Annotated in this window: 9 protein-coding genes and 1 pseudogene; 6 read left to right on the top strand and 4 right to left on the bottom strand. The window is 63.8% G+C overall.

Features of this window, described 5'->3' with window-relative positions:
• Positions 1–4 precede the first annotated feature (4 nt).
• The 4 genes and pseudogenes from NY023_RS14990 to icmH all read right to left on the bottom strand — a co-directional run bounded on the left by NY023_RS14990 (position 5) and on the right by icmH (position 5254).
• Positions 5–2236 carry an Ig-like domain-containing protein gene (locus tag NY023_RS14990; RefSeq protein WP_013972776.1) on the bottom strand — a complete coding sequence of 744 codons (2232 nt, stop codon included), beginning with the start codon at positions 2234–2236 and terminating at the stop codon, positions 5–7.
• Between the two features lie 32 nt (positions 2237–2268).
• Positions 2269–3597 carry a hypothetical protein gene (locus NY023_RS14985; RefSeq protein WP_023662458.1) on the bottom strand — a complete coding sequence of 443 codons (1329 nt, stop codon included), beginning with the start codon at positions 3595–3597 and terminating at the stop codon, positions 2269–2271.
• A 210-nt stretch (positions 3598–3807) separates the two neighbouring features.
• A complete protein-coding gene (locus NY023_RS14980) occupies positions 3808–4299 on the bottom strand; it encodes a DUF6708 domain-containing protein (RefSeq protein ID WP_013972774.1) in 492 nt (163 codons plus the stop codon).
• Between the two features lie 118 nt (positions 4300–4417).
• Positions 4418–5254, bottom strand: a pseudogene (icmH, locus tag NY023_RS14975) (type IVB secretion system protein IcmH/DotU).
• Between the two features lie 400 nt (positions 5255–5654).
• Here icmH and NY023_RS14970 point away from each other — a divergent pair.
• The 6 genes from NY023_RS14970 (at position 5655) to NY023_RS14945 (ending at position 12532) form a co-directional block, all read left to right on the top strand.
• Positions 5655–6395, top strand: coding sequence for a gluconate 2-dehydrogenase subunit 3 family protein (locus tag NY023_RS14970; protein WP_024087189.1), 741 nt, complete (start codon positions 5655–5657; stop codon positions 6393–6395).
• Positions 6396–6398: 3 nt separating this feature from the next.
• A complete protein-coding gene (locus tag NY023_RS14965) occupies positions 6399–8183 on the top strand; it encodes a GMC family oxidoreductase (RefSeq protein WP_015270510.1) in 1785 nt (594 codons plus the stop codon).
• 12 nt (positions 8184–8195) lie between these two features.
• Positions 8196–9440, top strand: coding sequence for a cytochrome c (locus NY023_RS14960; protein WP_024087188.1), 1245 nt, complete (start codon positions 8196–8198; stop codon positions 9438–9440).
• Positions 9441–9712: 272 nt separating this feature from the next.
• Positions 9713–10732 (top strand): transcriptional regulator PtxS, encoded by a 1020-nt coding sequence (ptxS, locus tag NY023_RS14955; RefSeq protein ID WP_013972769.1) that lies wholly within the window; start codon positions 9713–9715, stop codon positions 10730–10732.
• A gap of 68 nt (positions 10733–10800) precedes the next feature.
• Positions 10801–11589 carry a TIM barrel protein gene (locus NY023_RS14950; RefSeq protein WP_013972768.1) on the top strand — a complete coding sequence of 263 codons (789 nt, stop codon included), beginning with the start codon at positions 10801–10803 and terminating at the stop codon, positions 11587–11589.
• Positions 11582–12532 carry a sugar kinase gene (locus NY023_RS14945; protein ID WP_013972767.1) on the top strand — a complete coding sequence of 317 codons (951 nt, stop codon included), beginning with the start codon at positions 11582–11584 and terminating at the stop codon, positions 12530–12532. The genes NY023_RS14950 and NY023_RS14945 overlap by 8 nt, the downstream gene beginning before the upstream one ends.
• Positions 12533–12577 lie beyond the last annotated feature (45 nt).

Genomic DNA, 12577 nt, shown 5'->3' with positions numbered 1-12577 from the left:
GCCTTTACTGCACGGTTACGTTGACGGTGCGTGTGGTGCCCTGGCTGGTGGTGATCGTCGCCGTCGGTGCCGCAGTCGGGATGATCGTGGTGCTGTTGCTCACCGCCAGGCGCCAGCGGCCGGTCAGCGCCACCGTGGCGGTGCCAAGGGTCTGCACGCCGGTAGTGGTGGTTACCCGCACGGTGACGGTATTGCCGGTGGTGACCGACGAAGTACCGCTGAGGTCCCAGTTGTAACGGTTGTTGGAGCGTGCCGTGACCGTGGCGGTCGTGACCGTGAAGGTTTCGGCGGCGGGCCGTGGCGATACGTTGACGGTGACGGTGCCGGCGTTGGACAGGGCCCCCAGCGAGTCACGAGCCTGGTAGGTGAAGGTAGTGGTGAAGGCCGTGGTCACCGTGGCCGGTGGGGTGTAGGTCACCGTGGTGCCGTCGGTACTGACGGTGCCCCGGCCGGCAGCCGGCTGGGTGACGGCAGCAACGCTCAGCGGTACGTTGCCTTCCGGATCGGTGTCGTTGGCCAGCACGTTGATGGTCAAAGGCACGCCCAGGGTGGCGACCGTTTCCGGGTTGGCGGTTGGGGCCTGGTTGGGCGCCACGTTGATGGTGACCGTGGCTGGTTCCGACTTCAGGCCCTTGGCGTCCACTGCCCGGTAGCTGAAGGTGGCCACCACGGGTTGCGTGGCCCCGGCTGGCGGGGTGTAGGTGACCGAGGTGGTGCCGTTCATCACCACGCCGCCAAGACCGGTACCGGGCTGGGTGAGGTCGCTGATGGTCAGCGGTACGTTGCCATCCGGGTCGCTGTCGTTCTGCAGCAGGTTGAGGGTGATCGGGATGCCCACGCTGGTACTGCCGGTATCGGCCTGGGCCAGCGGCGGCTGGTTGGCCGCCTCGACCGGCGCGTTGCCGACCACGACTACCGGTTCGACATCGCTGCCGCCGCGTGCCGATTTCACCGTGATGGTGGCTGGTGGCTGCGGCACGTCGTTGACGGTCAGGCTCTGCAGCGTGCCCGCCTTGGACAGGCGACCGTAGCCTTGGGCGATCAGGTCCGGGACCGCCACTTCGTCACTGGAACGGGCCTCTATCAACAGGCGCTTGTTGGCCCAGTCGTAGCGTGCGGTGCCGACCTTGACCACGTCGGTGAGCTTGCTCGACAGCGCGGTCGGCTGGGTACCGCCGGCGCTGTCGCTGGCGGTGACCACCACCACTGCAGGCGGTGCTTCCTGGCCGAACTGCTGGTGGAAGAACAGCCCGTTGTTGTCGGCGGTGAGGGTGTACTGGCACGGCGAAGGCGGGGTGCCGACCAAGGCAATGCCATTGCGCATGCACAGGCTGGCTGTGCTGGGCGCCTTGGCGAACACTTCCGTACGGGTGCCGGTGGCATTGCGCGAATAGGTGGCGCGTTCCAGGCTGACCGGGGTCTGGGCCCGTTGGTCGAGTACCTTGCCTGAAACAGTGAAGGTGTTGGTCTGGATGGTGCCAGCGGGGCCTTGAATGCGCACGAAGTTGGTATTGAAGGGGCTGCCGGTCACCGCCTCGGTGATATTGGGGTCGCCGATGTAGGTTTCGATGGCGCCGGTATCGGGGTTGACCTCGGTGTAAGGCCCGCCAACACCCTTCAGCCAAGGGCCGATCGCCCCCGCCAGCGCTCCCCGGAAGTTGCCTGGTGCGCCAATGCCAATGTCCCGGGTGATGTTGATCGCCCGACGCCCCGCCGTGGTGACGTTGACCGTCTCCACCCCGTAGGGATGGGTGATGGTGTAGGTACCGGTACTTGGGACCGAAGCACGGATGCGGATCCGGGCGAAGCTTTGCTGGTCACCATCGACAGGGTTTTCGGCGGCGAAGGCAGCCTCCACCCCGGCTACATAAACCTCCAGTTCATAGCCGCTGTTGCCGACCTGCGGAATGGCGGTTTCCGCCAGGAACCAGAACATCTCGGGCGGCCAGTTGTCCGGGAACACCAGCGGCAGGGCATCGTCATAGATGCCAGGCTCGGGCAACAAGGTACACATGTACGCCGGTGCCCCCGGCGCGCCTGGCGCACGCGTACTGGTAGCACGGGATTGGCACAGCTCCAGGGACTGGTCGAGGCTGTCCTTGTACCACATCGGATAGCCACCGGTGGCGAAGGTGTAGGGCCCCGGGTCGACATCGGACAGCGCGGCAAACGCGGCGCTGGTAACGGTAAGGGAGAAACCGGCGGCCAACAGCGCACGGCGCGACCAAGTGTTCATGCTGCCTCCTTGAAGGCTGAGCCTTTGTCTGTTCATGGCACCAGCACCACGTCTTCGGTGTCGCTACCGCCGTTGGTACTGGTGACCTGCACCTTGGCCGGCGGGATCGGCGACAGGCTGGTGCTCAGCGTCTTCACGGCACCTGTGCCGCTCAGGTTGCCGATCAGCGCGCCGTTGCCGGTGTGTGCGGTGAGCACTGGCGGCGTGGTTTCGTCGCTGGTGCTGGCCACCAAGGTCAGCTCGCCGGTGGACAGACGGAACTGGGCCTGGGTGATAACGACCAGGTCGGTCAGCGGTACATTGGCGGTGGTCAGGCTGCTGGCAGGGATCGCCACGCTGTTGTCGGCGGTCAGCGTCAGGATCGTCCCGGCGGCCGGGTCGAGCACCGACTGGGCGTACCAGGCACCGGTACCGTTGGCCTCGGTGAGGTTCAGGTTGGGTGTCTGGCTGGTCAGGGTGACGCTGGCCGGTGGCGGCGGGGCCATCACGAAGATGTCCTGCTGGGCGCGCAGGTCGCCGTTCTCGGTATGCCGCGAGTAGGTACTGCGTTGCGGCATCAGCGGGGTTGGCAGGGTCACTTCGGAAAGCTTGCCCGAAACCGCGAACAGCTCGGTGCGCAGGTCGATGCCGCCGGGGCCTTCGATGCGCACGTAGTTGGTATTGAAGGGGCTGCCGGTCACCCGTTCTTCCAGGTTCGGGTCGCCGATGAAGCGCTCGCTGCCTTCGGTGTAGGGGCCGTTGACACTGCGCAGGAACGGCCCGACATCGCCTTTCAGGGCGCCGGTGAAGTCGCCTGCGCCGGCGATGCCGATGTCGCGGGTCATGTTGATCGCCCGGCGCCCGGGCGCAGGTACGTCGAACACTTCGACGCCGTAGGGGTGAGTGACCACGTAGGTGCCGGCGGTTGGCACGTCGACCCGGATACGCACCCGGGCGAAGCTGACCTGGTCGCCGTCGACCGGTTCTTCGGCGGCAAATGCCGCTTCGATCGCGGTGCCGTAGCTGAGGTCGATGCCGCGAGTGGCGTCGACGATGGCGGCATCGGCGGTGAACCAGAAAGCTTCGTCAGGGAAGTTGGTGGGGAAGACGATGGGTTGGGTATCGTCGAACACGCCGGGGGTGGGCAGCAGCGTGCACATGTACGAAGGTGCGCCGGGTGCGCCAGGCACACGCGAGCTGACCGCCTTTGTCAGGCACAGGTCGAGGGTACGACCGTGACTGTCCTGGTACCAGGCTGGGAAACCACCGTTGGCGGGAACATAGGCGCCTGGATCGACAGCGTTCAAGGCAGCCTGCGCCGGGAGTTGGAGCATGCCGGCGAAAATGGCCAATGCCAGCGGGTGGGGTATCGGTCGGTGCATGAGTCATTTCCTCCTGCAAACGGGCCCATGGACTTGGGGCGTCTGGCAGGAGATCGGCAATAGGCGTGCCAAGGCAGAAAAAATGTGCTGCAGCCCTTGCAGGGCAAGGGATCCATTTCTCTTGCAAGGGCGATTGCAGGGGGTGGGCCGTTGGGTACCGTGTCCCCAACGTTGGGGACTGGGGCAGGTGGTACCGACCCATTCGTAGCATCAGCTACCCGGTCGGTGCACCTTCGATCTCGACGTACGTAACTTGCGTGGCTTTTTCTCTGGTCGCTTGCCGGGTTTGAGTTGCCAGCGATCGGCATTGGCGAGCAGGCGCTTCTGGATCTCAGGTGGGTAGTCGCTCAGCGCTGTCACCGCTGGGACGGGCTTACCGGGCATGCCAGCTTCGCGGATAACCTTCGGCCAGCGCGGTCGCCAGCACAACAGCAAGCTCAGCCAATGGCCGGTGCCGATAATGACGAAGGCGGGCCAAACCAGGAGCAGGACGACTTTGAACAGCCAACTGCTTTTCCGGAAGAAACGACCCAATCCTTCGAACTGGGCGCTGAATGCCTGGACGGGCGAGGGGAGTTGGGTGCTCAGACGGGGGCGGGGGACGGCATGTGGGCCATCTTCCATATAGCGGCGAATGAACTCCCACTCGTCCCGAAGTTCGCTACCACCTTGGCCTTGCTTGCCGAGTAGGGCCACTTCCATGTGAGGGAGCTGATCATTTCGTCGAGTTCGAACGAAACCACCTCGAAGTCAATCTGGCCAGCCAGCGGCTGGAAGGTGAAGCGCAAGTCGGATTGGCTAGGCATGCGGATCCCCTTTGCTACTGCTGCAAAATGCCGTTAAGCGACTCCAGCACCTCGGCGGTGATCAAGGCTGTAGTAGCAGTAGGCGCAGACCATGGCGATGGCGGAGATCACCAACGGGCTCCACCAGGGCCATTCCCGACGCCGCATACGGTGGGGGCGATGGACCACGTTGGTATAGGGATCGCCCGGGAATTCCGGCGTGGGGCCGCGCAGTTCACGAATGACCTTGTGCATCCGCGAAATCAGGGCGTTGATGATTTCATCGCACTTCGGGTCCAGGGCGTACTTGCCCTTCAGGCCCAGGCAAAAGCAGAAGTACAGGAACTCCAGCACATCCTGGAACTCCTCCGGAGACTGCATCAACCGCTCCAGCAACACGAAGATCTTCTCGCCACCCTGGGTTTCGCCATGGAAGATGCTGAGCAGCGGTTCGTGGCTCCAGCACGAATTGTTCCCCAGGGGCGACTCATCACGGCCTCGTCCAGGTAAAGGCACAAGGCATAGGAATAGGCTTCGAGGTGCACAGAGGAATAACCGTGCTGCTGTATTTCCTCGCGGATTGTGCTGACCTGAATCTGCAGGGTCTTGTGCACCTGTTCGATGTTGGGCAGGTCATCCAACGTACGCAGGCGTATGACCAGGCCGAACAGCGGGTTGGCCGCGTCGAGCATCAGGTTGGCGAAGCCGCCGCGTAGCTGGAAGTCCGGGTCGGCTGAGTAGCCAGGAAGATCCATGGCTTGCCCGGATTCGGTGCTGGAGCGAGGTAGCGGGTTCCCTTGGATATCCTCCAGCAGGACCGGCTTTTTCTTCCTGTGTAGTGTTTTCACAGTGACATCGGGCTCATCGGACATCCTTAATCCTCGTTTGTCGGCGCGCCATCGCTGCATGGTGGCATGGAGTATCCACGCGGCTAGTCGCAGGCATTTGGCTGAAGCCCGAACGTAAACCAGGAATCAATCTATCGGGAATCCCGAAACGTCCGATGCGATCGTAGGAAGATTCTTCTTTTGTGCATTTCAGAATCTGAAGATGCAGCTCAAAGCGTCCTTAGTGTGAAAAATACCCTTGGCTGGATGCATAGGCTTAGGAGCATCTTTTATGGCAGGCAAGCACGGCATGAAACCGGTTTCAAAACATTTCTGAACGCGCTAGATTATCCGGCTGTTTTCTTGATGGCCTATCAAGACCACCCCCCATATTGAAAATCAGATGGCGCTTTTCAAGGCCGCACACAGCCGATGAGGATTCGCAATGCCTGAGCATGCCCCCGACAATCCGCGCAGGGACTTTCTGCGCAAGACCTTGACCTTGATCCCTGTGGTCACAGTGGCCAGCACGGGGCTTGGCGTGGGTGCCAGTCAGCTGCTTGCGGCCCCGCAACACGAGCCCAAAGTGCCGGCCACGCCGCCTGTGGGCAACTACCAGCCGACTTTCTTCACTGCCGAGGAGTGGGCCTTCGTGCAGGCTGCCGTCTCGCGCATCATCCCGGCCGACGAACTTGGCCCTGGCGCACTTGAAGCCGGCGCTGCCGAATTCATCGACCGGCAGATGAACACCCCCTACGCAACTGGCGCGCAGTGGTACATGCAAGGCCCTTTCAAGGCCGACGCCGCGCCCGAACTGGGGTACCAGCTGCAACTCAGCCCGCAACAGATCTACCGCCTGGGCATCGCCGCCGTGGATGGCTGGTGCAAGGCCAATTCCGGGCAAGTTTTTGCTGCGCAAGATAGCGCTACCCGAGACCGCATTCTCAGCAAGATCGAGGCTGGAGAGCTGGTTTTCGACGCCGTGCCAGCCAAGGTGTTCTTCAGCCTGCTGGTGCAGAACACCCGTGAAGGGTTCTTCTGCGACCCGATCCATGGCGGCAACAAAGGCATGGTCGGCTGGACCCAGATCGGCTTCCCCGGCGCCCGTGCCGATTTCATGGATTGGGTCGAGCGCAACGAGCCTTACCCGTTCCCCGCTGTTTCGATCCGTGGCGAGAGGGCCTGAGGCATGACGACCGTGATGAAGAAAGTGGACGCGGTGATCGTGGGCTTCGGCTGGGCCGGCGCGATCATGGCCAAGGAACTGACCGAGGCGGGGCTGCAAGTGCTGGCCCTGGAGCGGGGGCCGATGCAGGACACCTACCCGGAAGGCAGCTACCCGCAGGTGATCGACGAGCTGACCTACAGCGTGCGCAAGAAGCTGTTCGTCGATGTGTCCAAAGAGACCGTCACCATCCGCCACGGCATGAACGACGTGGCGCTGCCCAATCGCCAGCTCGGTGCCTTCCTGCCGGGCAAAGGTGTAGGTGGCGCAGGCCTGCACTGGTCTGGCGTGCACTTCCGGGTAGACCCGATGGAGCTGCGCATGCGCAGCCACTACGAAGAACGCTACGGGCGCAAGTTCATCCCCGAAGACATGACTATCCAGGACTTCGGGGTCAGCTACGAAGAACTGGAACCGCACTTCGACTTCGCCGAGAAGGTGTTCGGTACCTCTGGCCAGGCCTGGACCGTCAACGGCCAGGTCGTTGGCGAAGGGAAGGGCGGCAACCCCTATGCGCCAGACCGTTCCAGCCCGTTCCCGCTGCCTTCGCAGAAAAACGTGGTGTCGGCCAGGCTGTTCGAAAAGGCGGCGGCCAGCCTGGGCTACAAGCCCTACAACCTGCCCTCGGCCAACACCTCCGGCTCGTACACCAACCCGTACGGGGCGCAGATGGGGCCATGCAACTTCTGCGGTTTCTGCAGCGGCTACGTGTGCTACATGTACTCCAAGGCCTCGCCCAACGTGAACATCCTGCCGGCGCTGCGTCAGGTGCCGAACTTCGAATTGCGGCCCAACGCTCATGTGCTGCGGGTGAACCTGGACGACAGCAAGCGCAAGGCCACCGGCGTCACCTACATCGACGCCCAGGGGCGGGAAGTGGAGCAGCCGGCGGACCTGGTGATCCTGGCGGCGTTCCAGTTCAACAACGTACGCCTGATGCTGCTGTCCGGCATCGGCAAACCGTACGACCCCATCAGGAACGAAGGCGTGGTCGGGCGTAACTTCGCCTACCAGAACATGGGCACGGTCAAGGCGTTCTTCGACAAGGACACCTACACCAACAACTTCATCGGCGCCGGTGGCAATGGCATCGCCATCGATGACTTCAACGCCGACAACTTCGACCATGGCCCGCACGGCTTCGTCGGTGGCTCGCCGATGTGGGTGAACCAGGCCGGCACACGGCCGATTGCCGGCGGCGCCACCCCGCCTGGCACACCGGCCTGGGGCAGCGCCTGGAAGAAGGCCACCGCCGATTACTACACCCACCAGGTGTCGATGGACGCCCACGGCGCCCACCAGTCCTACCGTGGCAACTACCTGGACCTCGACCCGACCTACCGCGACGCCTACGGCCAGCCGCTGCTGCGCATGACCTTCGACTGGCAGGAAAACGACATCAGGATGAACCAGTTCATGGTCGACAAGCTGAGCAAGATCGCCCAGGCGATGAACCCCAAGACCATTGCCGTGCTGGGCAAGAAGGTCAAGGACCACTTCAACACCGCCAGCTACCAGACCACCCACCTGAACGGCGGCGCGATCATGGGCACCGACCCGAAGACCAGTGCCCTGAACCGCTACCTGCAAAGCTGGGACGTGCACAACGTGTTCGTTCCGGGGGCTTCGGCGTTCCCCCAAGGGTTGGGCTACAACCCGACCGGGCTGGTGGCTGCGCTGACCTACTGGTCAGCCCGCGCCATCCGCGAGCAGTACCTGAAAAACCCTGGCCCGCTGGTTCAGGCTTGAGGAGCGATGCGCATGAAGACAATGTTGATCGCAACCCTGCTGGGTGCCAGCGTGGCTGCTCAGGCTGCGCCGAATGACGATGCGCAGGTGCGCCAGGGCGAGTACCTGGCCCGCGCCGGCGACTGCGTCGCCTGCCATACCGCCAAGGGCGGCAAGCCGTTCGCCGGTGGGCTGCCGATGGAAACACCGATCGGCACGGTGTACTCCACCAACATCACCCCGGCGGCCAGTGGTATCGGCCAGTACAGCTTCGAAGACTTCGACCAGGCGGTGCGCAAGGGCATCGGCAAGGATGGCAGCACCCTGTATCCCGCCATGCCATACCCGTCCTATGCGCGCGTCAGCGAGCAGGACATGCAGGCGCTGTATGCCTACTTCATGAAGGGCGTGGAACCGGTCGAGCAGACGAACAAGGCCACCGATATCCCTTGGCCGCTGAGCATGCGCTGGCCGCTGGCGGTCTGGCGCGGGTTGTTCGCGCCAGAGGCCAAGCCCTGGCAGGCATCGGCGGCAGCCGACCCGGTGGTCAACCGCGGTGCCTACCTGGTCGAGGGCCTGGGGCACTGTGGCGCGTGCCATACGCCGCGGGCACTGACCATGCAGGAAAAGGCACTGAGCCCACAGGAGGGCGAGCAGTTCCTGGCTGGCAGTGCACCGCTGGAAGGCTGGATTGCCAAGAACCTGCGTGGCGACCACAAGGACGGCCTGGGTAGCTGGAGCGAAGAGCAGCTGGTGCAGTTTCTCAAGACTGGCCGTAGCGACCGCAGCGCCGTGTTCGGTGGCATGAGCGACGTGGTCGAGCACAGCATGCAACACATGAGCGACGCCGACCTGACCGCTATCGCCCGCTACCTGAAGACGTTGCCGCCAAGCAACCCTGACGACCAGCCGCACGTGTACGACAAACAGGTGGCGGATGCGCTATGGAAGGGTGACGACAGCAAGCCCGGGGCGGCGGTGTACATCGACAATTGCGCGGCCTGCCACCGTACCGATGGCCAGGGCTATACCCGCGTGTTCCCGGCCCTGGCCGGCAACCCGGTGGTGCAGACGGCGGATGCCACATCGCTGATCCACGTAGTATTGGCGGGGGGCACGGTGCCGGCGACGCACGCGGCACCGTCGAACTTCACCATGCCGGCGTTCGGCTGGCGCCTGAGTGACCAGGAGGTTGCCGAGGTGGTGAACTTCATTCGCACCAGTTGGGGTAACCAGGGCAGTGCCGTCACTGCCAGTGACGTGAAATCCCTCCGTTAACTGCATCCCTCTGTCTGCACCCCCAATCCACTGTAGGAGCGGGTTTACCCGCGAATGCGTCGGCACATTCAAAATCGCATTCGCGGGTGAACCCGCTCCCACAGGGTTTTGCATTTACTTTTCTTTATTTATCAGTTAGTTAAATAGAATTCTTATTGCATTTACTACGCATGGATATCGCACTCCCGACCAACGGCATGTTGACGAACGCGTGCGATTTTGCTGTATTGAAACCGGTTTCATCGCTATCACAACAATCATAAGGACAGCCCATGACCGACGCGCCTGCCCATGCCCGCGAACGGGTCACCATCAGCGAAGTAGCGCGTGTCGCTGGCGTTTCCAAGGCCACCGTCTCCCGTTACATCGGCGGTGACCGCCAGTTGCTCGCCGAAGCCACCGCCAAGCGCCTGGAAGAGGTCATCGAGCGCCTCGGTTACCGCCCCAACCAGATGGCCCGTGGCCTGAAGCGCGGCCAGACGCGCCTGATCGGCATGCTGGTGGCCGATATCCTCAACCCCTATTCAGTGGCCGTGATGCATGGCGTGGAAACAGCCTGCCGCCAGCATGGCTACAGCCTGGTGGTGTGCAACACCAACCGCGACGACGAGCAGGAGCGTCACCATCTGGTGGCCCTGCAGTCCTACAACGTCGAAGGGCTGATCGTGAACACGCTTGGCCATCACCCCGGCGAATTGCTCAACCTGCAGCGCGACATCCCCATGGTGCTGGTCGACCGCCAGTTGCCCGAACTGAATGTCGACCTGGTTGGCCTGGACAATGCCGACGCGGTCGAGCAGGCCCTCGACCACCTGCAAGCTCAAGGCTACCGCGACATCCTGGCGGTAACCGAACCTCTCGATGGCACCAGCTCGCGCCTGGAGCGAGTACAGGCGTTCGGATCCTCGGTCAGCCGTCGCCCCGGCATGCGCCAACAGGTGCTGGAGACCGGCACCGGGCTTGATGAGCAGCTGGCTGCGTTCCTCGCCGGCAACGGCCATGGCCCGCAGGCCATCTTTACCTTCAACGGTGTCGCCACCCTGGCCGTGACCCGGGCCCTGCACGAAGCAGGGCGCAATCTGTTCGTGGACGTCGGGCTGATCGCCCTCGACGACCTCGACTGGTACCCCTTGGTCGGCAGCGGCATCACTGCACTGGCCCAGCCCACCGAGCGAATCGGCGTGGCGGCATTCGAGAGTCTGCTTGGCCGCCTGCGCGGCGACAGCGGGGCAGCCCGGCGTATCGACTTCAAGGCCGAGCTGATCATCCGAGGTTCAACCCAGCCACAGTAATCACAGGCAGGCACCTGCGTGCCTGCTGTCATCAAAAAAATGAAACCGGTTTCATAAGGACAAGAACAATGCACTCGAACCCCGTTTCCATCAGCCTCTCCAGCTACGGTGCCGACTTTGTCCGGCAGCGTGGCCAGGAGCAATTCCTTGACCTGCTGGCTGCCGCCGGCGTTACCCGCGTGGAGCTGCGCGAAGAACTGTTCACTTGTGCGCCGGACACTGCAGCGCTGGCTGCAGCCATTGCCGCGCTACGCCTGGAGTGCCTGTATTCCACGCCCCTGGAACTGTGGACCGCACAAGGCGTGCCTGACCCGCAATTGGCGCAGAAGCTTGAAACTGCCCGTGCCCTTGGCGCGGTCGCGCTCAAGGTTTCCCTGGGCCACTACCATGCGGGCTGTGACGTCGCGGCCTTGGCGACGCTGTTGCCGGCGCATGGGCCATTGCTGCTGGTGGAGAACGACCAGACCGCGCATGGTGGACGGATCGAACCCCTACAGCAGTTTTTCCAGCGCGCCGACGAGCTCGGGCTGACCCTGGGCATGACTTTCGACATCGGTAACTGGCAGTGGCAGGGCGAGCCTGCCCGACATGCCGCACGCCAGCTGGGCCGCTGGGTGCGCTATGTGCACTGCAAGGCCGTGCAGTGCCGGGCCGATGGGCGCCTGGTTGCCGTACCGCCAGAGGCATCGGACCTGCAGGAGTGGGCCGAGCTGATGGCCGAGTTCACCCCTGGCGTGGTACGCGCTGTCGAGTACCCGCTGGTGAGCGACGATCTGCTGGCGCTGACCCGTGCCCAGGTGCGCGACCTGGCGGCGCTGGGGCAGGGCGTATCGAGCGAGGAGCTGAGCCATGCATGAGCATGACGTGTTGTGTTTCGGCGAGACCATGGCCATGTTCGTCGCCGAGCAGGCCGGCGACCTGGCCAGTGTCGGCCAGTTCGGCAAGCGCATTGCCGGCGCCGACAGCAACGTGGCCATCGGCCTGGCGCGGCTGGGCTTCAAGGTCCGCTGGCTGAGCCGGGTGGGCGACGATTCGCTGGGCCGTTTCGTGCTCGACAGCCTGCGCCGCGAAGGACTGGATTGCTCTGGTGTCGAGGTAGATGGCAGCTACCCCACCGGCTTCCAGCTCAAGGCCCGCTGCGATGACGGCAGCGACCCGGCGGTGGAGTACTTCCGCCGTGGCTCGGCGGCCAGCCGGCTGTCGCCGGCGCTGCTGCGCCCGGGTTCTCTGCAGGCCCGCCACTTGCACGCCACCGGCATCCCACCGGCGCTGTCGGACGGCTGCCGGGCGCTGTCCCATGCGTTGATGGACGCCATGCGTGCCGCCGGGCGCAGCATCTCGTTCGACCCCAACCTGCGCCCCTCGCTGTGGCCTGACCAGAGCAGCATGGTGCGCGAAGTCAATGCCCTGGCGGCCAAGGCCGACTGGGTTCTGCCAGGCCTGGAAGAGGGCCGCCTGCTGACCAGGCAGCACACCCCGGCAGACATCGCCGCTTTCTACCTCGACCAAGGGGTGGAACTGGTGGTGATCAAGCTGGGCGACGCCGGTGCCTACTTCCGCAGCGCCAAGGGCGAAGGCCAAGTGGCGCCAGTGCCGGTCAGCCAGGTGGTAGACACTGTTGGCGCCGGCGATGCCTTTGCCGTCGGCGTGCTCAGTGCGCTGCTGGAGGGCCACCCGGTAGCCGAGGCAGTGGCGCGTGGCAACTGGTGCGGCAGCCGCGCCGTGCAGTCGCGTGGCGACATGGAAGGGCTGCCGCTGCGCCATGAGCTGCAAGCCCACGACTTGCGCAGAAGCGCCTGAACACTTGACCCGAAACACCTGTTGCAACAAAAACAACAAGCTCAG

This window comes from Pseudomonas sp. NBB (assembly GCF_032701105.1).
GTDB classification, from domain to species: domain Bacteria; phylum Pseudomonadota; class Gammaproteobacteria; order Pseudomonadales; family Pseudomonadaceae; genus Aquipseudomonas; species Aquipseudomonas asiatica.
This window is presented reverse-complemented; position numbering and strand designations above follow the sequence as displayed.